Below are 23980 nucleotides of genomic sequence, written 5' to 3'. Positions count from 1 at the left end.
GGAGTTTCAAACATGCTGCTTTCCCTCGAACCCCGTGGCCAGCAATCGCGCCTGATGCTTTGGTGCTCGCCGCTGTTGGCGGCGGCGCTGACGCTCGGCTGCGGTTCGCTGCTGTTCATCGCCCTCGGTCATGATCCGCTGCAAACCTTGCATACGTTGCTTATCGCGCCGGTCAGCGACTTGTACGGTGTTTCGGAATTACTGGTCAAAGCCTTGCCGATTCTGCTCTGCGCGCTGGGCCTGGCGGTGGCCTACCAAGCGCGAATCTGGAACATCGGCGCCGAAGGTCAATTGCTGCTCGGCGCGCTCGCCGGCAGTGCCTTGGCCGTAAATATCATCGACATGCAAAGCCGTTGGGCGCTGGTGCTGATTCTGCTGACCGGTACCCTCGCCGGCGCCGCATGGGCGGGGCTCACCGCATGGCTGCGCACACGCTTCAACGCCAACGAAATCCTCACCAGCATCATGCTCAATTACATCGCGCTGAACTTGCTGCTGTTCTGCGTACATGGGCCGCTGAAGGATCCCGCCGGTTTCAATTTTCCCGAGTCGGCAATGTTCGGCGACGCCAGCCGTTTGCCGCTGTTGCTGGAGGATGGCCGCGTGCATGCCGGGGTGTATTTCGCCCTGCTCGCACTGGTCGCGGTGTGGGTGTTGTTGCAGAAAAGTTTTATCGGTTTCCAGATCAAAGTGCTCGGGCTGGACAAGCGTGCGGCAGGGTTCGTCGGCTTTCGCGAGAAGCGTTTGATCTGGCTTGCCCTACTGATCAGCGGCGGGCTCGCGGGGCTTGCAGGTGTCTGCGAAGTCACCGGCCCAATCGGTCAATTGGTGCCGCAAGTGTCACCGGGTTATGGCTATGCGGCGATCACCGTGGCGTTTCTTGGGCGGCTCAACCCCATCGGGATTCTGTTCTCCAGTCTGCTGATGGCGCTGCTGTATATCGGGGGCGAGAACGCGCAGATGAGCCTCAATCTGCCGCAAGCGATCACTCAACTGTTTCAGGGAATGATGCTGTTTTTCCTGCTCGCCAGTGATGTGCTGATTCTCTATCGGCCACGTCTGAATCTGCGCTGGGCACGGCGCACACAGACCCCCACCGTAACCGCCGGAGCGCTGTGATGGATATCGATCTGCTGAGCAATATTTTCTTCGCGATGGTGCGTTGCGGCACGCCGCTGCTGCTGGTAGCGCTGGGTGAACTGATCTGCGAGAAGAGCGGCGTGCTCAACCTCGGGCAGGAAGGGATGATGCTGTTTGGTGCGGTGATCGGTTTTATCGTCGCGCTCAACAGCGGCAACCTGTGGCTCGGCGTATTGCTGGCGATGCTCGCAGGGATGTTGCTGTCGTCGCTGTTTGCTTTGGTGGCGCTGGTGTTCAACGCCAATCAGGTAGCGACCGGGTTGGCCCTGACGATTTTTGGCGTGGGGTTGTCGACTTTCGTGGGGGCGGCGTGGGTCGGCAAACCATTGGCTGGATTCGAACCGTTGGCGATTCCGTATCTGAGTGAAATCCCGCTGATCGGGCGGATGCTGTTCGCGCAGGATCTGCTGGTGTATCTGTCGTTCGGGCTGTTTGCGCTGGTGGCGTGGGTGATCATCAAAAGCCGTGTCGGGCTGATCATTCAAGCGGTCGGCGAGAACCCGGATGCGGCCAGTGCGATGGGCTTGCCCGTGTTGACCGTGCGCACCTTGGCGGTGCTTTTCGGCGGTGCGATGGCCGGGCTGGCCGGGGCGTATCTGTCGCTGGCGTACACGCCGATGTGGGCGGAGAACATGACGGCCGGGCGTGGCTGGATTGCCTTGGCGCTGGTGGTGTTTGCCAGTTGGCGGGTGTGGCGGTTGTTGCTGGGCGCCTATCTGTTCGGCCTCGCCAGCATCCTGCACCTGGTGGCGCAGGGGTTGGGGCTGGCGATTCCGTCGAGCCTGCTGGCGATGCTGCCGTACGTGGCGACGATTGTGGTGCTGGTGTTGTTGTCGCGCGATGCACTGCGGACACGGTTGTATGCGCCGGTGTCGTTGGGGCAGCCGTGGCAGTCGGGGCATTAATGCGGTGATTTCACGGGCCTCATCGCTGGCAAGCCAGCTCCCACAAGGATCTCGGGTGTGAACGAGGTCCATGTCACACAACAGGAACCTGTGGGAGCTGGCTTGCCAGCGATGGGGCCCGAACAGGCAACACCTGAGCAATGCCCCACGCCAGTTCGAAGACCAGAAAAACTGTCAAAATCGAACTGGCGCCATGGACCAGGGCATACCCCTGCCAAGCCGCAAACAGAAACCGCGCCACCGCGTCATAACGTCCATAACGCGCCTGCGGATCACGAATCCGCAGCACCGCCCACACACAAACCACCGAGCCCAAAAGATTCGCCATCAACATGTGCATCGGCGCGAACGCCGGCAACTCACCGGGCAAATCCAGCGCCTGACCGAGCGCGGTCAAAACCCCATGCAACGCGGCAAAACTCCACGGCGTCACAAATGCAGCCGTGACGATCAGGTCGTACCAGGCGCTGCCGCGCACCACGTGTCGATATTGTGTTGAAGTCCACATCGTCCATGCTCCAGAAATTTGAGGAGCAACCACGGTAAAGCCTGGAGTATGCTCCAGGGTCAAGCCCTCTTCAGAGCATCACAAATGCGCATCGGTGAATTGGCACAGGCCAGCGCAGTCAGTCGCGACACGCTGCGTTTCTATGAGCAACGCGGATTGATCGCAGCGCAACGCAGTGCCAATGGTTATCGCGACTACCCGCCGGAAATGCTGCAACTGGTGCTCTACATCAGGACGGCGCAGCGTTTGGGGTTTACCCTCGGCGAGATCGGCGACAGCGTTGCCGCACTGTGGAACACGCCCGATCCGAAAAACGCTGTGGCGCAATTGCTGCGCGACAAGCTACAACTGATTGAAACCCGCATGAGCGAACTCGACGCGCTACGGCATGAGCTGCAACTACGGCTCGGTCAGGCCTGTCCATTGAACCCTGAACGATAATTTTCAAGGAACCCATCATGTCCCAGGCAAAAAATGCACTGATCATCGGCGCCTCCCGTGGCTTGGGCCTCGGCTTGGTGAAGACCCTGCTGGGCGACGGCTGGCAAGTGACTGCCACCGTGCGCAATCCCTCGAACGCCGAGGCGCTGCAAGCGCTGGGCGACGTGCGGATCGAGAAGCTCGACATGGATGACCAGCAAGCGGTGATCGCCTTGAGCCAACAGTTGAAGGGTGAAACTTTCGACCTGCTGTTCGTCAATGCCGGGGTCAAAGGCCCGGCAGTACAGACCCCGGGCGGCGCAACCCTGGCGGAAGTCGGTCAGCTGTTTTTCACCAACGCGGTGGCGCCGATCAATCTGGCGCAACGCTTTGCCGGACAGATCCGCGATGGCAGCGGTGTGCTGGCGTTCATGAGCTCCGGGCTCGGCAGCGTGACGGTGCCGGATGCGCCGGAACTGGCGCTGTACAAGGCGAGCAAGGCTGCGCTGAACTCGATGACCAACAGTTTTGTCACGCAATTGGGCGAACAGAAACTGACGGTGCTGTCGCTGCATCCGGGTTGGGTGAAGACCGACATGGGCGGTGAAGGGGCTGACCTTGATGTGGACACCAGCACACGCGGACTGATTGATCAGGTGAATGCGTTTACCGGCAAGGGCGGGCATCACTTCATCAATTACAAAGGCGAAACCATTCCCTGGTAAAGGCACAAATCCTGTGGGAGCCGGGCTTGCCCGCGATGATGGAGTGCCAGTCGCCATATAAGGTGGCTGATCCGACGCATTCGCTGGCAAGCCAGCTCCCACAGGGATGAACGGTGTCCTGTCGGGTGGGGCTTGCCCGGCGCGGTGATTTGTTTGAAACTGCGCACCTCGTCCGTCGCGGCGAACCTGGATCAGCAGACAGGGCAACACTGAGCTGGCAACCCTGAACCCACTTTCAGAGGAGCCGGCGACAATGCCTGCGACCCGTATCTGGTTAAAAAACCCCCTCGCCATTTTCACCTCCAACGAGCTCGATGCCCGTGGCGGTCTGGTGCTGCAAGACGGCGTGATCGTCGAAGTGCTCGCCGCCGGTCAACAGCCGTCAGCGCCGTGCAATGAAGTGTTCGATGCCCGCGAGCATGTGATCCTGCCGGGCCTGATCAACACCCACCATCACTTCTATCAAACCCTCACTCGCGCCTGGGCGCCGGTGGTCAATCAGCCGTTGTTCCCGTGGCTGAAAACCCTGTACCCGGTGTGGGCACGTCTGACGCCGGAAAAACTCGCCCTCGCCACCAAAGTCGCTTTGGCCGAGTTGCTGCTGTCGGGTTGCACCACCGCTGCCGACCATCATTATCTGTTCCCGGACGGCCTGGAAAACGCCATCGACGTGCAAGTCGAAACCGTGCGTGAACTGGGCATGCGCGCCATGCTCACCCGTGGTTCGATGAGCCTCGGCGAGAAGGACGGCGGCCTGCCGCCGCAGCAGACCGTGCAAGAAGGCCAGGTGATTCTCGACGACAGTCAGCGCCTGATCCACGAGTACCACGAGCGTGGCGACGGTGCGCAAATCCAGATCGCTCTGGCACCGTGCTCGCCGTTTTCAGTGACCCCGGAAATCATGTCGGCCAGCGCCGAACTGGCGAATAAGCTCGACGTGCGCCTGCACACGCACCTGGCCGAAACCCTCGACGAAGAAGATTTCTGCCTGCAGCGTTTCGGCCTGCGCACCGTCGACTATCTGGACAGCGTCGGCTGGCTCGGCCCGCGCACCTGGCTGGCCCACGGCATCCACTTCAATCCGGACGAAATCGCCCGTCTCGGCCAGGCCGGCACCGGCATCTGTCACTGCCCAAGCTCGAACATGCGTCTGGCCTCGGGCATTTGCCCAAGCATCGATTTGACCGACGCCGGTGCGCTGTTCGGTCTGGGCGTGGATGGCTCGGCGTCCAACGATGCGTCGAACATGATCCTTGAAGCGCGTCAGGCGCTGTACATCCAGCGTCTGCGTTACGGCGCCGAGAAAATTACCCCTGAGCGCGTGCTGGGCTGGGCGACCAAGGGGTCGGCGAGCCTGTTGGGCCGTACCGACATTGGTGAACTGGCGGTGGGCAAACAGGCTGATCTGGCATTGTTCAAGCTCGATGAACTGCGCTTCTCTGGCAGCCACGATCCGATTTCGGCGCTGCTGCTGTGCGGCGCAGATCGAGCGGATCGGGTGATGATTGGCGGCAAGTGGCGCGTGGTTGATGGCCAGGTCGAAGGACTGGATCTGAAAGGCTTGATCGCCGATCACAGCCAGGCTGCTCGCCAGCTGATCGCCGGTACCTGATCCCAGCGGTTAAAACGGTGGGAGCGAGCCTGCTCGCGAAGAAGGAGCATCAGACAACATTTTTGTTGAATGACACTCCGCTTTCGCGAGCAGGCTCGCTCCCACAATTGTTTTGCAGTGGGCTTAAAGGCCTAGCAGGGACAGCATGATGAACGTCGCAAACAACACAAAGTGCGTCATGCCTTCAATGGCATTGGTCTCGCCGTCATTGAGATTGATCGCGCTGACGATCAATGTGAGAAAGATCATTACCGTCTGCACCGGGGTCATTGCCATCTGAAATGGCTGACCGGTGTACAGCGCCATCGCTTCCATCACCGGCACGGTGAGGATCACCGTCGACAGCGACGCGCCCATCGCAATATTGACCACTGACTGCATGCGGTTGGCCAACGCCGCACGCAACGCGGTCAAAATCTCCGGCGCCGCTGAAATCGCCGCCACCAGAATCGCCGTGATCACCGGCGGTGCGCCCGTACCTTCCAGGCCCAGATCGAGGGTCTTGGACATCACCTCGGCCAATGCGCCGATCACTACAATGCCAAACACCAGAATGCCGATCGACAGGCCGATGCTCGGTGCTTTTGCCTGCGCGTCCTGCGGCTCTTTCTTACGACGTTTGTCCGGGTAGCTGTAGCTGAAAAAGTAACTGTGCGGGCCGACCTGCATGCGCAGGAACAGCGCGTAAAGCACCACCATTGCACCGATAGTGAACGCCGAATAAATCTTCCAGTTGGCCTCGGGAATGAACTCCGGCACCACCATCGACACGCCCATCGCGGTGAGGATCATTACGCTGTAGCTGCGCGCCGAATCGTCGTTGTAGGACTGCTCGCCATGCTTGATCCCGCCCATCAGCGCAGCGAGGCCGAGGATGCCGTTGATGTCGAGCATCACTGCCGAATAAATCGTGTCGCGCACCAGTGTGGGCGACGCTTCGTTGCTCATCATGATCGCCAGAATCACCACCTCCACCAGCACGGCGGCCAGCGTGAGGATCATCGTGCCGTAAGGGTCGCCGACCTTTTCGGCGAGCAATTCGGCGTGATGGGCGACGCGCATCGAAGCGGCGACGATGAACGCGATCAGGAGCAGACCGGCAGTCAGCGCGACGATCTGGCCGCTGTGCAGCATCCAGTGTTCCAACGGATAAGCGACGACTGCGGCGAGCAGGGCCAACAGCAGAAAGCTTTCTTGCTTGAGGATTGAGAGCATGGCGGGCCTTTTTTGCCAAAGATTCGAATGAGCTACTGACTGCGGCGCGGCGCTAACGTTTCGTTACACATTAGCGCACCAAGCAATGGCGGGACTTTTGCCTGATGCACTTTTATTGGCCTGACCGGCCCCTTCGCGAGCAGGCTCGCTCCCACCTTGGAATGCAATCCCCTGTGGGAGCGAGCCTGCTCGCGAAGGCTTTCACACGGTTTCCAACCAGTTTGTTGTCTTGTTGGTCAGCAATTTGCATTGCCCCTGACCACACACAACAAAATGGAGCTCCAATTCATGCAAATACGTCCGCTGCACAAACTGCTGTGCGCCGCCATTGGTCTGGGGATAAGCCTGAGCGCCAGCGCTGCCGATCCGCTGAAGGTTGGTTTCGTCTACATCGGCCCCATCGGTGACCACGGCTGGACGTATCAGCATGAACAGGGGCGCAAGGCGCTGGCGGAGAAATTCGGCGCGCAGATCACCACCAACTACGTGGAAAACGTCGCCGAAGGTGCCGACGCCGAGCGGGTGATCCGCAACATGGCGAAGGACAAGTACGACCTGATCTTCACCACGTCCTTCGGTTACATGAACCCGACGCTGAAAGTCGCCAAACAATTTCCCAAGGTGACCTTCGAGCACGCCACCGGCTACAAGCAGGACAAGAACCTCGGCACCTATCTGGCGCGCACCTACGAGGGACGTTACGTCGGCGGCTTCCTCGCGGCGAAGATGACCAAGACCAAAAAGATCGGCTACGTCGCCTCCTTCCCCATCCCGGAAGTGATCCGCGACATCAACGCCATTCAACTGGCCCTGAACAAGTACAACCCCGGCACCGAGATCAAAGTGGTGTGGGTCAACTCGTGGTTCGATCCGGGCAAGGAAGCCGATGCCGCCAACGCGCTGATCGATCAGGGTGTCGACGTAGTGTTCCAGCACACCGACAGCCCGGCACCGATTCAGGCTGCCGAACGCCGCGGTGTCTACGCGGTGGGTTACGCCTCCGACATGGCCCACTTCGGGCCGAAAGCGGTGCTGACCTCGATCGTCAACGACTGGGCGCCGCATTACATTCAGGCGACTCAAAGCGTGATCGATCACAGCTGGAAGTCTCAGGATTACTGGGGTGGGCTGAAGGAAGGCACGGTTGAACTACCAATCAGCGACCTGGTGCCAGCACCGGTCAAAGCCGAAGCCGAGCAGATCATTGCCGATATCAAGAGCGGTGCGTTGCAGCCGTTTACCGGGCCGATCAAGGATCAGGCCGGGGTCGAGAAAATCCCCGCTGGCGTGAGCGCGACCACGGCGGAACTGGCGTCGATGAACTATTACGTGGAAGGCATGAAGGCCGAGATGCCGAAGTAATTTTTGCTGACCACACGAAACCCTGTGGGAGCGAGCCTGCTCGCGAAAGCGCTGTGTCATTGAACAAAGATGTTGTCTGACACGCCCTCTTCGCGAGCAGGCTCGCTCCCACATTGGAAACTCACCGCCCCAAGGATTGCGTATGGATCAGCTGCCCATCATCGACATCAGCCCGCTCTACACCGACAACCAAAACGCCTGGCCCGCCGTCGCCGAGCAAATCGACCAGGCTTGCCGCGAGTGGGGTTTCTTCTACATCAAGGGGCATCCGATTTCCGCTCAGCGCATCGACGCCCTGCTCGATCACGCGCAGCGTTTTTTCGATCTGCCGGCGGCAGAGAAGCTCAAGGTCGACATCACCCGGACCCGCCACCATCGCGGCTACGGCGCCATCGCCACCGAACAGCTCGACCCGAACAAACCCAGCGACCTCAAAGAAACCTTCGACATGGGTTTGCACCTGTCGGCGAACCATCCCGAAGTGCTGGCGGAAAAACCCTTGCGCGGGCCCAACCGTCATCCGGCAATTCCCGGTTGGGAGTCGCTGATGGAACAGCACTACCTCGACATGCAGGCCCTCGCGCAAACGCTTATGCGCGCAATGACCCTTGCCCTGGACATCGAACGCGACTTCTTCGACAAGCGCTTTCTTGAGCCCGTGAGTGTGCTGCGCATGATCCATTACCCGCCGCGTCACACCGCCAGTTCCGCCGAGCAGCAAGGTGCCGGTGCGCACACCGATTACGGCTGCATCACCCTGCTCTATCAGGACAGCGCCGGTGGCTTGCAAGTGAAGAACGTCAAAGGCGAATGGATCGACGCCCCACCGATTGACGGGACGTTTGTGGTCAACCTCGGCGACATGATGGCGCGCTGGAGCAATGACCGATATCGCTCGACACCGCACCGGGTGATCAGCCCGCTCGGAGTGGATCGCTACTCGATGCCGTTCTTTGCCGAGCCTCACCCGGACACCCGTATCGAGTGCCTGCCCGGTTGCCAGAGCGCAGAACACCCGGCGAAATATCCGACGACCACTTGTGCTGAATTCCTGCTGTCGCGCTTCGCCGATACCTACGCTTATCGACGGGAACAGGAAGCGGTGTGACGGATCGCTTGGTCAGGTTTTGCCAATTATTTCAGCAAGCATCTGTAGAATGCCGTCATTGCACCTGATGAGAAAAGAATATGTACGACTGGCTCAACGCCCTGCCCAAGGCCGAACTGCACCTGCATCTGGAAGGCTCGCTGGAGCCTGAGTTGCTGTTCGCTTTGGCCGAACGCAACAAGATCGCCCTGCCGTGGAACGACGTCGAAACCCTGCGCAAGGCTTACGCCTTCAACAATCTGCAGGAGTTCCTCGACCTGTATTACCAAGGCGCCGATGTGCTGCGCACCTCGCAGGATTTCTACGACCTGACCTGGGCCTACCTGCTGCGCTGCAAAGCGCAAAACGTGATTCACACCGAACCGTTCTTCGACCCGCAGACCCACACCGACCGTGGCATCCCGTTCGAAGTGGTGCTCAACGGCATCGCCGCCGCGTTGAAGGATGGCGAGCAGCAACTGGGCATCACCAGCGGTTTGATCCTCAGCTTCCTGCGCCACTTGAGCGAAGAAGAAGCCGAGAAAACCCTCGATCAGGCGCTGCCGTTCCGTGACGCGTTTGTCGCCGTAGGTCTGGACAGCTCCGAGATGGGCCATCCGCCAAGCAAGTTCCAGCGCGTGTTCGACCGTGCCCGTCACGAAGGCTTCCTGACCGTCGCCCACGCCGGTGAAGAAGGCCCGCCGGAATACATCTGGGAAGCCATCGACCTGCTGAAAATCCAACGCATCGACCACGGCGTGCGCGCCATCGAAGACGAGCGCCTGATGCAGCGGATCATCGACGAGCAGATCCCGCTGACCGTTTGCCCGCTGTCGAACACCAAACTCTGCGTGTTCGATCACATGTCGCAGCACAACATCCTCGACATGCTTGAGCGTGGCGTGAAGGTGACGGTCAACTCCGATGACCCTGCGTACTTCGGTGGCTACGTGACCGAGAACTTCCATGCGCTGTACGAACACTTGGGCATGACCCAGGATCAGGCCAAACGCCTGGCGCAGAACAGCCTGGATGCACGGCTCGTAAAACCTTAAGAGCAATACAAAACTGTGGGATCGGGCTTGCCCGCGATGAGGTCATCAATTCCAACATCATTGTTGACTGACAGACCGCTATCGCGGGCAAGCCCGCTCCCACAGGTACAGCGTTAGCTGATGGATTGCGGCTCAGGCAGCGATTTCACAGGCTCTGCTACGCCAGTTCCAGCTCTGTTTCCTTGGCGAATCGATGCAGCTCCCGCTGGCCAAGGGCGGTCAGTTGCAACGCCCTGGAGTCATGGGGCAAGGACAGCCAACCGGACTGCATGAACAACTGCAGCAACGCCGCGCCGAGTGAACCGCCCATGTGCGGACGACGCTCGCTCCAGTCCGGGCAGGCACAGGCCACCTGCACGTTGCGATGGGCCAACGCCTGGATGAACACGCCACGGCCGGCCAACTTGCTCGCGCCTTTATGGGTCACCACCACGCGTTGCTCAAGCTGTTCGATCCAGCCGGCGTCGAGCAGGCGTTGATACAGATCAGCCGCCAGCGTGCCGCCCAAATGGTCATCACAGAAACGAGCGCGCAGCAGTGAAGACGGCGCCGCCGCTACCTTGGCCATCGGAGTATTGCGTTTGAACACCTCGGCGACTTCTCGCGGGGCACTGGCGATGGTGGCGCTGGCCAACGCTTCGATCGCAGCGCCTACCTCCGGCGCCGAGAGGCGGAAAAACCGTTTACGCCCCCGGACTTCGACCTTCAACAGACCGCCAGTGGACAACCGTGCCAGATGCGCACTGGCCGACGACGGCGACAGCCCTGCCAGTAGCGCAAGCTCCTCGGTCTGCCGGGCCGAGCCATCCATCAACGCCCACATCATCGCGCTGCGCTTGGGGTCGGCCAGCAACGTGGCGATCTGGCTGATGCAAGGTGCATGTTCCATGTATTCACTCCCTGTGGAATCGTATCGTCTACTGCTCGGAGACATCTTGACCAGTAATGAGCCAGCGGCCAAGACGCGAAAAACGCCCTGAGCCGGGGCAAGGCAGGCCATTGGCACAACATGTTCCGGCGCCGAACCCGCAACCGCAGCAGTACCCGAAGTTAAACAAGGCAGCTCAGCATTGATGGCGTTCGGGCCGGGTTTCGGTACTGGCGTGAGGCGGGCGCTAGTATAAGCGGGATGCACGCGCCGTCCCGCGCTGCGGACTGCACGGGTGGTGATTGTTCCTGACAGAAATTTCTCTATTTACCTGCGACTAATGATCAACTTTCGAGAAAGCGGGAAATTGACTACTTAGATCAGCGCATCGGCTGGCGAGCATCTCCTTTAAAAGGTTCACAGGCTTACTCAATTGTGCGCGATGGGCGCACAACAAATTCAGCGGAGCGCGCTCACACAGCAGCTCTGGCAACAGCACTTTGAGGCGCCCGGCGAGAACATCGGCGCCCACGTCCAGCCAGGATTTATAGGCAATCCCGGCACCTGCCACGGCCCACAGACGTACCACGTCGGCGTCGTCACTGAAGCGGTCACCCGTGACAGTAAGGCTGACTTCGCGCTTGCCGTCAGTGAAGCTCCAGTGGTCATGAACCCGACTGCCGAGCATGAACAACAGGCAATTGTGCTGGGCCAGTTGTTCGAGTTGCCGCGGTTCGCCGTGCTGCGCCAGATACGCCGGTGACGCGCACAACACGCGGCGGTTGTGCGGCGCGATCGGCAAGGCAATCAGGCTGGAATCTTCCGGTTCGCCATACCGCAGGGCAATGTCCACCGGTTGGCGAAACAGGTCGGCAATGCGGTCGCCGAGCAGCAAGCGTACGGTCAGTTTCGGGTGCTCGCGCTGGAACTCGTCGAGCCACGGCAACAACAGGTTGCGGCCAAAGTCCGAAGGCGCCGACAGCTGCAAGACCCCGCTGACCTGATCCTGCCCGCTGGCCAGCAAACGTCGCCCCTCATCGAGATTGCTCAACGCCGCCCGAGCGTATTCGAGGAAGCCCTCGCCCTCGGCCGTCAGGCGCAAGCTGCGCGTCGACCGGGCGAGCAGACGCGCACCGAGTTGCTGTTCGATCCGTTTCAGCGCCGCGCTGGCCACTGCCGCAGACATGTCCATCACCCGCGCCGCCGCCGACAAACTGCCCAGATCCGCTGCCCGAACGAACAATTGCAAGTCATCGAAACGCAGCATGTCAGCCTCGATTATCAAAAAAACATTGAAAGAGACTGCTGTTTTAGCCGGTTTTATCTCGCAGAGAAATAGCTAATCATCAGCACCATCTTCTACTACCTGTGCGGAGCCTTCCATGAAAGCCATTGCCTATTACGCCTCACTGCCCATCAGCGACGCCAAATCCCTGCAAGACATCGATCTGCCTGAGCCAGTAGCCGGCCCGCGTGATTTGCTGGTGGAGGTCAAAGCCATTTCGGTCAATCCGGTCGACACCAAGGTGCGGCAGAATGCGGCGCCTGAGGGCGGGGCCGCGAAAGTGCTGGGCTGGGACGTGGCCGGCGTGGTCAAGGCGGTTGGCAGCGAGGTAACGCTGTTCAAGGCTGGCGATAAGGTTTTCTACGCCGGCTCCATCGCCCGCGCGGGCGGCAACAGCGAACTGCACGTGGTCGATGAGCGAATCGTCGGCCATATGCCCAAGTCCCTCGGTTTCGCCGAAGCCGCGGCCCTGCCGCTGACCGCGATTACCGCTTGGGAGTTGCTCTTCGAACGCCTGCAAGTCAGCGAAGGGCAAGACGATAATGGCCAGAGCCTGCTGATCGTCGGTGCGGCGGGTGGCGTCGGTTCGATCCTCACCCAATTGGCCAAGCAACTGACCGGTCTCAAAGTGATCGGCACCGCCTCCCGTGCACAGACCCGCGACTGGGTCAGCGAACTGGGGGCGGATCTGGTCATCGACCACAGCCAACCGCTGAGTGAAGAACTCAAGCGCGCCGGCATCAACCACGTCACCCACGTCGCCAGCCTGACTCAGACCGATCAGCATCTGGATCAACTGGTCGAAGCCCTGGCGCCGCAAGGCAAACTGGCCCTGATCGACGACCCGAAGTCGCTGGACGTGACCAAACTCAAGCGCAAGAGCCTCTCGCTGCACTGGGAGTTCATGTACACCCGCTCGCTGTTCGAGACACCCGACATGATCGAACAGCACAAACTGCTCAACCGCGTGGCCGAGTTGATTGATGCAGGCACATTGAAGACGACTGTCGGCGAGCACTTCGGCGCGATCAATGCGGCGAACCTGCGTCGCGCGCATGAGTTGCTGGAGAGCGGCAAAGCCAAGGGGAAAATTGTTTTAGAAGGTTTCTAAGGATCGGAAGATCGCAGCCTGAGGTAGCTCCTGCAATGCCTGCGATCTTCTTTTGCCGTCAGTCAGATGCTTGACCGTTGTCACAATTGCGATCGTATTCAGGTCTACAATCGAAGCCTCTGCGATACATCTTTTACGCAAGGGAGGTCAGCAATGAAGATCCTGATAAAAGAAGTGGCAAAGTCTCAATGGCAGGTTCGACTCGACCAGCACGCCGTGACATTCCGCAGTGAAGCCGAAGCGCTGGCCTTCACTCGCACCCTCGAAGCGCGACTCTGCGCGCCCCACAAGATTCCCGATCAAGGCCAGCAACGCGCAGCCGGCTGAGGTTCAAGCCTCGGCTTGGGCCTGAGCCAAGGCTCGGGCTCGGGCATTTTGCAGACGTCGGGTGAGCATCGCGACGCTCACCACCAGAAAACCGCACATGCTGATGACGATAGCCATCGGCACGGCTGTGCCATCGTGCAATATCCCCACCAGTGCCGAGGCGCCGGCCGCGACACTGAATTGCATGCAACCGAGCAACGCTGACGCGCTGCCGGCGCGCGCGCCCTGTCCGTTCATCGCGCAGGCGGCAGCGTTGGGACTGATGCAGCCGAGGCTGGACACGCAGATGAACAATGGAATCAGCAACGGCCAAAGCGCATTGGTGTGCAAGGCGCTGACGGCCAGCAATGTCAGCCCGGCAGCCAGGTAAACCCAGACCGCACGCGACAGCAGAAACGCCGGGCCACGCTTGGCCAACAACCGCGCATTGACCTGCGCCACCAGAATGAACCCCGCCGCGTTCGTACCGAACAGCCAGCCGAAATGCTCTGCCGGGACGCCATACAGTTTGATGAAGATGAACGGTGAGCCGGCAATGTAAGCGAACATTCCGGCGATGGCGATGCCGCCGGTCAAGGCATGGCCGAGGTAAACCCGATCCTTCAGCAGCCGTCCATACTGGCGCAGTGCACCGGACAGCGGCTGGCGCGGCATGTCCGCGGGCATACTTTCCGGCAGACCGAGCGCCACAGCCAAACCTGCCAACGCGCTGAACCCGGTCAGCACCAAAAAGATCGACTGCCAACCCGTGGTGTTGACCAACAGCCCGCCGAGCATCGGCGCCAGTATCGGTGCCAGGCCCATCACCAGCATCAACTGCGAGAAGACTTTTGCCGAGTCCACGGCGTCGCATTTATCGCTGACCACCGCCCGGCCGATCACCATCCCTGCACAACCGCCCAACGCCTGCACGAAACGTGCGCCGATCAGCCATTCCAGGTTCGGTGCATAAGCGCAGGCCAGTGATGCCAGCGTGAACAGCGCCAGACCTATGAGCAACGGAACCCGTCGACCGAAGCGATCGGCCACCGGGCCGTAAGCCAGCTGGCCGATGGACAGACCGAGAAAATACGCTGCCAACGTCATCTGCACATGTTTCTCGTCGGTGCCGAACGCGAGCGCCATCGACGGAAATGCAGGTAAATAGAAGTCGATCGCCAACGGACCGAAAGCGGTCAGGGCTCCGAGAATCAGAATGGTACGAAAGTTCATCAGGCATCCACGTTGGCAGGTCGGCAGCCCGACAGTCTAGCCGGGCATGGACGCCTTGAACATTCCGATAGCTGGCTAACAATTACAAACCGAGGATCAGAAGATCAAGAGATCGCAGCCTTCGGCAGCTCCTACAGGGGGTTTGCTTTGCTCTTGTAGGAGTTGCCGAAGGCTGCGATCTTTGGCTTTTTTCAGTTAAGAACAATCAGGCGAGTTTTACCGCGTAACCTTCTTCGCTGATGATCTCGATGACCTGCTCGGCACTCAATGTACTTTCGACGCCGACCTCTTTTGCGGCCAGGTCAACGCGCACACTGGCCGCCGGATCCTTTGCCTGGACAGCTTGAGTGACGGCTTTGACGCAGTGACCGCAGGACATGCCTTGAACATTGAACACTTGCATGGGATGACTCCTTCAGTGAGATTGCCGGCAGTTTCGAGCTTGCCACGATGGCAAGGTCAAGTTCTTGAATAAACTGCCGGGCTGGCAATCGGCGTCGCGCTCGGCCAAGCTGCATCCATCAATGATATGAATTCAGGAGATTCAGCCATGCGCTGGTCAGCTTTCAGCCTGTTGGGCTTTCTCGGCCTCTTTGCCGCCATCCCTTCGGTGCACGCCGCAGGTGAAGACTATGGCGTGCTGATCATTTCCCGCGAGCGTCTTGAAGTAGCGACCTCCTGCGAAATCGGCGTGTACATCCAGGATCAACTGTCGGCGCGGCTGTTCCAGGAACAAAGTGCCTCGTTCAACCTGCCGCCAGGCACCGTGTCGTTGCGCCTAAAATTGCTGCCGGGGCAAGTCGTCGGTTGCAGTCCGGGATTGCTGGCGCCGGGCTCGCAGGAAATCAAATTGCAGTCCGGTGAAATCCAGAAGTACCGAATCGCGATGACGCAGGAAGGTATGTACCTCAAGCGCGCCGACCTCGGCTATTAAGCAAACTCATGTGGGAGCGAGCCTGCTCGCGAAAGCGGTGTGTCATGCAGCACGATATTGACTGACATGACGCATTCGCGAGCAGGCTCGCTCCCACATTTTGGTTTTGCGACCACATCAAGATTGGCGCTTGACCTTGCCCGCATGGCAAGGTTGATCCTGTAGGCAACTTCTACAGGGAGCGTGAACGATGTCCGAATCCATCACTTTCGATCTGCCGATTGCCGGCATGACCTGCGCCAGTTGCGCCGGGCGTGTCGAGCGGGCCTTGAGTAAAGTCAGCGGCGCCAGTGCCGTCAGCGTCAACCTCGCCACCGAACAGGCCCGCGTGAAGGCGCCCGGGGACAGTCTGCCGGCGTTGATGGACGCCGTTGAACGTGCCGGTTACAGCGTGCCGCAACAGACCCTCGAATTGAGCATCGACGGCATGACCTGCGCGTCCTGCGTCGGTCGTGTCGAGCGCGCCCTGAACAAAGTCCTCGGGGTGAAAAGCGTCAGCGTCAATCTGGCCAACGAACGCGCTCACCTCCAGTTGCTCGGTCAAATCGATCCGCAGGTCCTGCTCGACGCGGTGAGCAAGGCTGGTTACGCCGCCAGCGTCTGGCAAGCCGAACACCCTCAAAGCGATAACCAGCAACAGCGTCTGCAACGTGAGCGCTGGGCACTGATCTGCGCCATCGCCCTGGCCTTGCCGCTGGTGTTGCCGATGTTGCTGCAACCGTTCGGCATCCATTGGATGCTCCCGGCCTGGGCGCAGTTTGCCCTCGCCACCCCCGTGCAATTCATCTTCGGCGCGCGGTTTTACGTGGCGGCATGGAAAGCCGTGCGCGCCGGGGCCGGCAACATGGACTTGCTCGTCGCCCTCGGCACCAGCGCCGGTTACGGCTTGAGTCTCTACGAATGGGCCACCGCCGCCGGGCGCATGCCGCACCTGTATTTCGAAGCGTCGGCGGTGGTCATCGCGCTGGTCCTGCTCGGCAAATATCTGGAAAGCCGCGCCAAACGCCAGACCGCCAGCGCCATCCGCGCCCTCGAGGCTTTGCGTCCGGAGCGGGCGATTCAAGTGATTGACGGCCGCGAACAGGATGTCGCCATTAGCGCGCTGCGCCTCAACGATCGGGTATTGGTCAAACCCGGCGAGCGCTTCCCGGTCGACGGCGAAGTGCTGGAAGGCCAAAGCCACGCTGACGAAGCCTTGATCAGCGGCGAGAGCCTGCCGGTGCCGAAACAGCCCGGGGACAACGTTACCGGCGGCGCCATCAACGGTGAAGGCCGGCTGCTGGTGCGCACCACCGCTCTCGGCGCGGAAAGCGTGCTGGCGCGCATCATTCGCCTGGTAGAAGACGCCCAAGCGGCGAAAGCACCGATCCAGAAACTGGTGGATAAAGTCAGCCAGGTGTTCGTCCCGACCGTGCTGGTATTGGCCTTGGCGACACTGGTCGGCTGGTGGCTGTACGGCGCGCCGTTGGAGACAGCGCTGATCAACGCCGTCGCGGTATTGGTGATCGCCTGCCCCTGCGCCCTCGGCCTCGCCACACCCACCGCGATCATGGCCGGCACCGGGGTGGCGGCGCGCCACGGCATTCTGATCAAGGACGCCGAAGCCCTGGAACGCGCCCATGAAGTCAGCAGCGTGGTGTTCGACAAAACCGGCACGCTGACCTCCGGCACGCCGCGCATCGCGCACTTCAGTGCCGTCGACGGTCATGAAGATCATCTGCTGCAACTGGCCGGCGCCCTGCAACGCGGCAGTGAACACCCGTTGGCCAAAGCGGTGCTCGACGCCGCCGCTGAACGCAACTTGAGCGTGCCGGACGTCAGCGATAGCCAGTCGCTGACCGGTCGTGGCATTGCCGGCAATCTCGACGGTCGGCGTCTGGCATTGGGCAATCGGCGAATGCTCGAAGAAAGTGGCCTGAGCGCAGGTGACCTGGCTGAGTCAGCGAAGACCTGGGAAGCCGAGGGCCGTACGCTTTCCTGGCTGATCGAACAAAGCCCCGAGCCCCGTGTGCTGGGCTTGTTCGCGTTCGGTGACACCTTGAAGCCCGGTGCGCTGGAGGCGGTGCAACAACTGGCCGCACGGAATATCCACAGCCATTTGCTGACCGGCGATAACCGGGGCAGCGCGCGCGTGGTGGCTGAGGCCTTGGGCATCGACAACGTCCACGCCGAAGTTCTGCCTGCCGACAAAGCCGCCACCGTCACCGAACTGAAAAAAACCGGCGTCGTGGCGATGGTCGGCGATGGTATCAACGACGCCCCGGCGCTCGCGGCGGCCGACATCGGCATTGCCATGGGCGGCGGCACCGACGTCGCCATGCACGCGGCGGGCATAACGCTGATGCGCGGTGATCCACGGCTGGTGCCGGCGGCACTGGAAATCAGCCGCAAGACTTACGCGAAGATTCGCCAGAACCTGTTCTGGGCCTTCGTCTACAACCTGATCGGCATTCCGCTGGCGGCGTTCGGCTTTCTCAACCCGGTGCTGGCCGGCGCGGCGATGGCGCTGTCGAGCGTCAGCGTAGTGAGCAATGCGCTACTGTTGAAAACCTGGAAACCCAAGGATCTGGAGGAGCATCGATGAACATCGGCCAAGCGGCCCGGCAAAGTGGCCTGAGCGCGAAAATGATTCGCTATTACGAGTCGACCGGCCTGCTCAAAGCGGCCCATCGCACCGACAGCGGCTACCGGGTCTACGGCGCTGATGACTTGCACACACTGGCCTTCATCAAGCGTTCGCGAGACCTCGGTTTTTCACTGGAAGAAGTCGGCAAGCTACTGACGCTCTGGCAGGACCGTCAACGAGCCAGCGCCGATGTGAAGGCACTGGCGCGTCAGCACATCGACGAGCTGAACCAGAAGATCCGCGAACTCGGCCAGTTGCGCGACACGTTGCAGGACCTGGTCGAGCACTGTCAGGGCGATCATCGCCCCGACTGCCCGATCCTCAAGGAACTGGCGTCGGGCTGCTGCGCGCAACCCGCCCGCGCCTGAGCGCAAACCCCTTCACCGTCAGCAACGTGCCGAGTGGAATGCCGTGGAACAACATGACCACGGCACCCGGCGTCCACCATGCGTAAAACGGTGCGGCGATCAGCATGCCGACGCCGAACCCGGTCATCTGCAGTAACGTCAAAAAGCTGAAAATCGGCAGGCGCAAATGCTCGGGCTCGCGTTGCAGGCGCGACATCAGACCGACCTCGGAGAAACCGTCACCCAGCCCCGCCGGCAACGAAAACAACAGCAGTCCATACAGGCTGTGTTGCTGGAACATCAGGATAAAACCGCAGGACATCAACGCCACCCCGAAGAAAAACCGACGCTCCAGATGAATGTTATCCGAGCCTTTCAAACGGCTGGCGATCCGCGCGCCGAGCAGTTTGCCACTGGCCCACACCGCCAGCATCAGGCCCAGGGTTGTGCTCGCTGAATCCGGTGACAGCAGTTTGGAAATGATCGGGAATCCGACGTTATGCGCGGCGCTGCCCAAGGTGTCGGCCATCGTCACTGCGAGCATCGCCGCAATCACCGGAGCACTGCGCAAACCTTGCTTGAGGGCCGACCACTCGCCGCGCTCGGACGCTGGATTAACAGTCGCAGGTGCGAAACGCAGCGGCACAATCATCAACGCCGCCAGCAAATAGGTCAGCGCGTTCAGGGCAAATACCGTTTCGAAACCAAACCCCGCCACCAGCAACCCCGAGACCAGACTGCCACCGACCATGGCTGCGGAAGAAGCCGAGGTGATCCAGGCGTTGGTCTTCAGCAACTGCGACGGCTCGATCAGCCGTGGTAACTGACTGTTGAGACCGATGGCAAACATCGAATTGCCCAAGCCCAGAGCGAAGGCGATCACCGGCAACAGCAGCGCTTGCTGACTGACCGGCACGATCAGCAACAATCCGAGCACGCCGGCGCGTAACAGATCAAACGCGATCAGCGGCAGACGGCCGCTCCAGCGTCTATAAAAACGCGTGCCGATCAGACTGGCAAAAATCCCGCCCCCCACGCGGCTCGCAAGGAAAATCCCCACGCTCATGGCGCTGTTGCTGAGCAGATAGACGTAGGTAGCCAGCGCAACCATGTTGAGGAAGGCGCCGAAATCGGAGATCAGCCGGGCCGTGATGATGAAGCGGGTGTTGGCGTTCACATACGATCCTTGTAGGTCAGCAGCATCAAATATGTTTGTGGTTGCTTATGGGAATGTATCGGGCACAAAAAACCCGGCCGAAGCCGGGTTTCTGTTCAAGCAATCACTGCATCCACGGGGGAGGCGGTGGCTCGTCCGACTTGCCCTTCGGCTCGTCATCCGCCGCACGAATCGCTTGCTTGCGCTCCTCATCGAGTCGCGCCGCTTCGATCTCGCGCAGAATGCCGCCAACATCCGCCTGCTCTTCCGGATCGTCGAACTCACCGGTCAGCACGCTGGCCGGGTGCAAGGTGCCGGCTTCGTACAATGCCCACATTTCCTTGGCGTATTTGGTCTTCTTCAACTCCGGGGCAAAGCGACCGAAGTAAGAAGCCATGTTGCCAACGTCACGCTCGAGCATGCTGAACGCGTGGTTGTTGCCCGCCGCGTCCACTGCCTGCGGCAGATCGATGATCACCGGGCCGGTTGGCGTCAGCAGCACGTTGAACTCCGAGAGGTCACCGTGCACCAGACCGGTACACAACATCAGCACGATCTGCGAAATCAGGAACGCGTGATACTCGCGCGCCTGATCCGGCTCCAGCACCACGTCGTTCAGACGCGGCGCGGCATCGCCGTACTCGTCGGCCACCAGCTCCATCAACAGCACGCCTTCAAGGAAGTCGTACGGTTGCGGAACCCGAACGCCAGCGCCAGCCAGCCGGAACAGCGCGGCGACCTCAGCGTTCTGCCAGGCGTCTTCGGTTTCTTTCTTGCCGAACTTCGAGCCTTTGGCCATCGCTCGAGCCTGTCGGCTGTTGCGAACCTTGCGACCTTCCTGATACTCGGACGCCTGGCGGAAACTGCGTTTGTTCGCCTCCTTGTAGACCTTTGCGCAACGTAACTGATTGCCGCAGCGCACCACATAAACAGCTGCTTCTTTACCACTCATCAGTGGGCGCAGCACTTCGTCGACCAGACCGTCCTCGATCAGGGGTTCAATGCGTTTTGGAGTCTTCATCAGCTTTTATTGTGGGTCCTTTATTACCAAACACGCGAATGTCACTCGTTATACGGCAATCCTCGCGCTTCGGGGAGGGGTTGCCGACCTGTGAACCTCATGAATGCACACACTGTGCCGAAAAATCGACCGCAGCGAATCATAGCTGAGCCGGTGGTAAATGTTGGTAAACGGTGTTGAGGGCATTTGCGACAGAATCTGACATCGCGTGTTCAAGCCCTCTCCCGGAGGAAGAGAGCTAGGGTGAGGGGCTCTTCTAGCGCTCAATAATCGCAGTAACACCTTGCCCCCCCGCCGCGCAGATCGAAATCAACCCCCTTCCCTGCCCCGCCGCATCCAGCAACTTCGCCAGATTCGCGACAATTCGCCCGCCGGTTGCGGCAAACGGATGCCCCGCCGCCAGTGAGCTGCCTTTGACGTTGAGGCGACTGCGGTCGATAGAACCCAGCGGCGCATCGAGCCCCAGACGGGTTTTGCAGTACTCGGGATCTTCCCAGGCCTTGAGCGTACACAAAACCTGCGCGGCGAACGCCTCATGAATTTCGTAATAATCGAAATCCTGCAAGCTCAGGCCGTTGCGCGCCAGCAACCGGGGTACCGCGTACACCGGCGCCATCAGCAGGCCTTCGGCACCGTTGACGAAGTCCACCGCCGCCGCTTCGCCATCGCGCAGGTAGGCCAGGATCGGCAAACCACGCTCCTTCGCCCATTCCTCACTGCCAAGCAGCACCACCGACGCACCGTCCGTGAGGGGTGTGGAATTACCCGCCGTCAGCGTGCCTTTGGCGCTTTTTTCGAACGCCGGTTTCAGCGCGGCGAGTTTTTCCAGGGTCAGGTCCGGGCGCAGGTTGTTGTCACGGGTCAGGCCGAGGAACGGCGTCATCAGATCGTTGTGCCAGCCTTCACCATAAGACGCGGCCAGTTTGTGATGACTTTCTAGGGCCAACTGATCTTGATCTTCGCGAGCAATATTCCAGGTCTGCGCCATCAACTCGCAGTGTTGGCCCATCGACAGGCCCGTGCGCGCTTCGCCATTGCGCGGAAACTCCGGGATCAGGTGTTGCGGGCGCAGTTGCAGAAACGTTTTCAGTTTTTCGCCGGTGGTCTTCGCGCGGTTGGCTTGCAGGAGGATTTTGCGCAGGCCTTCGCTGACGCTGATCGGCGCGTCGGAGGTGGTGTCGACACCGCCGGCAATGCCGCAATCGATCTGGCCGATGGCGATTTTATTGGCCACCAGCAACGCCGCTTCGAGCCCCGTGCCGCAGGCTTGCTGGATGTCATAGGCCGGGGTGGCTGGTGACAGGCGTGAGCCGAGCACGCATTCGCGGGTCAGATTCATATCCCGTGACAATTTAAGCACCGCGCCCGCCACCACCTCGCCAATGCGCTGGCCGTGCAGGTTGTAGCGTTCGATCAGGCCTTCAAGGGCTGCGGTGAGCATCGCCTGATTACTGGCCGCGGCATAAGGGCCATTGGAACGGGCGAAGGGAATACGGTTACCGCCGATGATCGCGACGCGGCGCAGCTGACTCATGAAAAGCTCCTGTCTGGATTTCCAGATTCACATAGCCCTCTGTAGGAGCTGGCATGCCAGCTCCTACAGAGGCGTTGGTCTACTCTGCTGTTCTAGCGTAGGCCTTATTGCGTGGATCGAACGATTGATTGCCTTGGGCAGTCCACACTTTGAACCCCAACTTCTGGAGAGCGTTCCATGTCTGACCGCTATATCGACTTCGCCAACTCGTCCATCGGCCATCGCCTGGTCGGGGCTTTGGGCCTGCCGTCGCCGGTGCGACTGGAACGCTGGCAGGCCGGGCGCCTGCGGCCGGTGGACGGTGCGCTGCTGATCGGGGGTGGCCCGCTAGCGGAACGCATCAGTGCTTTCGCCAACCGTCTGACCGAGGGGATTTACCGTTACGGCGAGCAACCGGCGAAGGCCACTGAGTGGATTCCGGGCCTTGGCCCAAAACTCAAAGCCGTGGTGTTCGACGCCAGTGACTTGCAGCACACCGACCAGCTCAAACAGCTGCGCGAGTTCTTTCAGCCCCTGATGAAAAACCTTGAGCACAGCGCCCATCTGGTCATTCTTGGCCGGGCGCCGGAAGGCTTGCGCGATCCGTTCGCGGCCAGCGCCCAACGTGCACTGGAAGGTTTCTCCCGTTCGCTGGCCAAGGAATTGCGCAGCGGCGGCACGCTGCAACTGATCTATGTCGGCGAAGGCGCCGAGGATCAACTGGAAGGGCCGCTGCGATTTTTCCTTTCGCCCAAAAGCGCCTTTGTCTCCGGGCAAGTGATTCGCCTGACCGCGTGCGAAAAACAGGTGACTGACTGGACGCGGCCACTCGCCGGGCGCAAGGCGTTGGTTACCGGTGCGGCGCGCGGGATTGGCGCATCGATTGCCGAGACCCTCGCGCGCGATGGCGCTGACGTCATCCTGCTCGACGTGCCACCGGCCAAGTCCGATCTGGAAGCCCTCGCCGCACGCCTGGGTGCTCGCAGTATCACCCTCGATATCTGCGCCGAAGACGCCGCCGCGCAGTTGATCGAACAGTTGCCAGACGGCCTCGACATTCTGGTGCACAACGCCGGGATCACCCGCGACAAGACCCTGGCGAACATGACCCCGGAATTCTGGGACGCGGTGCTGGCGGTCAACCTCAACGCCCCGCAGGTACTGACCAAGGCCCTGCTCGACAGCGGCACCTTGCATGACGATGCGCGGGTGGTCCTGCTGGCCTCGATCAGCGGCATCGCCGGCAATCGCGGGCAAACCAACTATGCCGCGAGCAAGGCCGGTTTGATCGGCCTCGCGCAGGCCTGGGCACCGACGTTGCAGGAGCGCGGCATCAGCATCAACGCCGTGGCACCGGGTTTTATCGAAACCCAGATGACCGCACACATCCCGTTTGGCCTGCGTGAAGCCGGCCGACGCATGAGCTCGCTGGGCCAGGGTGGCTTGCCGCAGGACGTCGCCGAAGCCGTGGCGTGGCTGGCGCAACCGGGCACCGGCGCGTTCACCGGGCAGGCGCTGCGCGTCTGTGGGCAAAGTGTTCTGGGGGCATAG

The 23980-nt window shown here is 60.8% G+C and carries 23 protein-coding genes; 14 read left to right on the top strand and 9 right to left on the bottom strand.

The features are described 5' to 3' along the window. Nucleotides 1-12 precede the first annotated feature (12 nt). Together AB4P97_RS27555 and AB4P97_RS27550 are read left to right on the top strand one after the other, a co-directional pair. Nucleotides 13-1119 (top strand): ABC transporter permease, encoded by a 1107-nt coding sequence (locus AB4P97_RS27555; RefSeq protein ID WP_042557526.1) that lies wholly within the window; start codon nt 13-15, stop codon nt 1117-1119. Continuing rightward, on the top strand, nt 1119-2045 hold the full coding sequence (locus AB4P97_RS27550) for an ABC transporter permease (protein WP_042557525.1): 927 nt from the start codon (nt 1119-1121) through the stop codon (nt 2043-2045). The genes AB4P97_RS27555 and AB4P97_RS27550 overlap by 1 nt, the downstream gene beginning before the upstream one ends. Nucleotides 2046-2118: 73 nt before the next feature. Here AB4P97_RS27550 and AB4P97_RS27545 read toward each other — a convergent pair whose 3' ends face one another. Then, nucleotides 2119-2553 carry a hypothetical protein gene (locus AB4P97_RS27545; RefSeq protein ID WP_395601878.1) on the bottom strand — a complete coding sequence of 145 codons (435 nt, stop codon included), beginning with the start codon at nt 2551-2553 and terminating at the stop codon, nt 2119-2121. Between the two features lie 84 nt (nt 2554-2637). Here AB4P97_RS27545 and AB4P97_RS27540 point away from each other — a divergent pair, with 84 nt between their 5' ends. The 3 genes from AB4P97_RS27540 to AB4P97_RS27530 all read left to right on the top strand — a co-directional run bounded on the left by AB4P97_RS27540 (nt 2638) and on the right by AB4P97_RS27530 (nt 5310). Then, on the top strand, nt 2638-2994 hold the full coding sequence (locus tag AB4P97_RS27540) for a MerR family transcriptional regulator (RefSeq protein ID WP_042557524.1): 357 nt from the start codon (nt 2638-2640) through the stop codon (nt 2992-2994). A 17-nt stretch (nt 2995-3011) separates the two neighbouring features. Next, nucleotides 3012-3698: an SDR family oxidoreductase gene (locus tag AB4P97_RS27535; RefSeq protein WP_042557523.1), complete on the top strand. Its 687-nt coding sequence runs from the start codon at nt 3012-3014 to the stop codon at nt 3696-3698. A 253-nt stretch (nt 3699-3951) separates the two neighbouring features. Next, on the top strand, nt 3952-5310 hold the full coding sequence (locus tag AB4P97_RS27530; protein WP_042557522.1) for an 8-oxoguanine deaminase: 1359 nt from the start codon (nt 3952-3954) through the stop codon (nt 5308-5310). A gap of 123 nt (nt 5311-5433) precedes the next feature. Here AB4P97_RS27530 and AB4P97_RS27525 read toward each other — a convergent pair whose 3' ends face one another. Beyond that, nucleotides 5434-6525: a calcium:proton antiporter gene (locus AB4P97_RS27525; RefSeq protein WP_042557521.1), complete on the bottom strand. Its 1092-nt coding sequence runs from the start codon at nt 6523-6525 to the stop codon at nt 5434-5436. 288 nt (nt 6526-6813) lie between these two features. Between AB4P97_RS27525 and AB4P97_RS27520 the strand changes: the two genes are divergently transcribed. The 3 genes from AB4P97_RS27520 to AB4P97_RS27510 all read left to right on the top strand — a co-directional run bounded on the left by AB4P97_RS27520 (nt 6814) and on the right by AB4P97_RS27510 (nt 10029). Continuing rightward, nucleotides 6814-7887, top strand: coding sequence for a BMP family ABC transporter substrate-binding protein (locus AB4P97_RS27520; protein WP_042557520.1), 1074 nt, complete (start codon nt 6814-6816; stop codon nt 7885-7887). 142 nt (nt 7888-8029) lie between these two features. Continuing rightward, a complete protein-coding gene (locus AB4P97_RS27515) occupies nt 8030-8995 on the top strand; it encodes an isopenicillin N synthase family dioxygenase (RefSeq protein WP_395601877.1) in 966 nt (321 codons plus the stop codon). 80 nt (nt 8996-9075) lie between these two features. Next, complete coding sequence (locus AB4P97_RS27510; protein ID WP_042557518.1) at nt 9076-10029, top strand: adenosine deaminase; 954 nt, start codon at nt 9076-9078, stop codon at nt 10027-10029. 157 nt (nt 10030-10186) lie between these two features. Here the strand turns inward: AB4P97_RS27510 and AB4P97_RS27505 are convergent, their stop codons facing one another. Together AB4P97_RS27505 and AB4P97_RS27500 are read right to left on the bottom strand one after the other, a co-directional pair. Next, nucleotides 10187-10918 (bottom strand): helix-turn-helix transcriptional regulator, encoded by a 732-nt coding sequence (locus AB4P97_RS27505; protein WP_042557517.1) that lies wholly within the window; start codon nt 10916-10918, stop codon nt 10187-10189. Nucleotides 10919-11234: 316 nt separating this feature from the next. Next, a complete protein-coding gene (locus AB4P97_RS27500) occupies nt 11235-12164 on the bottom strand; it encodes a LysR family transcriptional regulator (RefSeq protein ID WP_042557516.1) in 930 nt (309 codons plus the stop codon). A 115-nt stretch (nt 12165-12279) separates the two neighbouring features. Here AB4P97_RS27500 and AB4P97_RS27495 point away from each other — a divergent pair, with 115 nt between their 5' ends. Then, nucleotides 12280-13293 (top strand): zinc-binding alcohol dehydrogenase family protein, encoded by a 1014-nt coding sequence (locus AB4P97_RS27495; RefSeq protein ID WP_047299635.1) that lies wholly within the window; start codon nt 12280-12282, stop codon nt 13291-13293. Nucleotides 13294-13446: 153 nt separating this feature from the next. Next, nucleotides 13447-13620 carry a hypothetical protein gene (locus AB4P97_RS27490; RefSeq protein ID WP_164488104.1) on the top strand — a complete coding sequence of 58 codons (174 nt, stop codon included), beginning with the start codon at nt 13447-13449 and terminating at the stop codon, nt 13618-13620. 3 nt (nt 13621-13623) lie between these two features. Here AB4P97_RS27490 and AB4P97_RS27485 read toward each other — a convergent pair whose 3' ends face one another. Continuing rightward, nucleotides 13624-14832 carry a multidrug effflux MFS transporter gene (locus tag AB4P97_RS27485; RefSeq protein ID WP_042557514.1) on the bottom strand — a complete coding sequence of 403 codons (1209 nt, stop codon included), beginning with the start codon at nt 14830-14832 and terminating at the stop codon, nt 13624-13626. Nucleotides 14833-15037: 205 nt separating this feature from the next. Beyond that, on the bottom strand, nt 15038-15235 hold the full coding sequence (locus AB4P97_RS27480) for a cation transporter (RefSeq protein WP_042557513.1): 198 nt from the start codon (nt 15233-15235) through the stop codon (nt 15038-15040). A 147-nt stretch (nt 15236-15382) separates the two neighbouring features. On the opposite strand from AB4P97_RS27480, the gene AB4P97_RS27475 reads away from it, so the two are divergent. The 3 genes from AB4P97_RS27475 to cueR all read left to right on the top strand — a co-directional run bounded on the left by AB4P97_RS27475 (nt 15383) and on the right by cueR (nt 18760). Next, nucleotides 15383-15766, top strand: coding sequence for a hypothetical protein (locus tag AB4P97_RS27475; protein WP_042557512.1), 384 nt, complete (start codon nt 15383-15385; stop codon nt 15764-15766). 190 nt (nt 15767-15956) lie between these two features. Next, the gene (locus AB4P97_RS27470; RefSeq protein WP_395601876.1) at nt 15957-18350 is read left to right on the top strand and encodes a heavy metal translocating P-type ATPase; all 2394 of its coding nucleotides are present in this window, start codon (nt 15957-15959) and stop codon (nt 18348-18350) included. Further along, a complete protein-coding gene (cueR, locus tag AB4P97_RS27465) occupies nt 18347-18760 on the top strand; it encodes a Cu(I)-responsive transcriptional regulator (protein WP_047299627.1) in 414 nt (137 codons plus the stop codon). The genes AB4P97_RS27470 and cueR overlap by 4 nt, the downstream gene beginning before the upstream one ends. Here the strand turns inward: cueR and AB4P97_RS27460 are convergent. The 3 genes from AB4P97_RS27460 to AB4P97_RS27450 form a co-directional block, all read right to left on the bottom strand. Further along, nucleotides 18714-19850 (bottom strand): MFS transporter, encoded by a 1137-nt coding sequence (locus tag AB4P97_RS27460; protein WP_395602970.1) that lies wholly within the window; start codon nt 19848-19850, stop codon nt 18714-18716. The genes cueR and AB4P97_RS27460 overlap by 47 nt on opposite strands. A 169-nt stretch (nt 19851-20019) precedes the next feature. After that, the gene (locus AB4P97_RS27455) at nt 20020-20916 is read right to left on the bottom strand and encodes a PA4780 family RIO1-like protein kinase (protein ID WP_042557508.1); all 897 of its coding nucleotides are present in this window, start codon (nt 20914-20916) and stop codon (nt 20020-20022) included. A gap of 256 nt (nt 20917-21172) precedes the next feature. Then, entirely contained in the window at nt 21173-22450 is a 1278-nt protein-coding gene (locus AB4P97_RS27450) for an acetyl-CoA C-acetyltransferase (RefSeq protein WP_047299623.1), read from the bottom strand. Between the two features lie 177 nt (nt 22451-22627). Here AB4P97_RS27450 and AB4P97_RS27445 point away from each other — a divergent pair, with 177 nt between their 5' ends. After that, nucleotides 22628-23980: a 3-oxoacyl-ACP reductase gene (locus AB4P97_RS27445; RefSeq protein WP_395599409.1), complete on the top strand. Its 1353-nt coding sequence runs from the start codon at nt 22628-22630 to the stop codon at nt 23978-23980.

The organism is Pseudomonas sp. A1230, from assembly GCF_044218825.1.
In the GTDB taxonomy this organism is placed as follows: domain Bacteria; phylum Pseudomonadota; class Gammaproteobacteria; order Pseudomonadales; family Pseudomonadaceae; genus Aquipseudomonas; species Aquipseudomonas iridis.
This window is presented reverse-complemented; position numbering and strand designations above follow the sequence as displayed.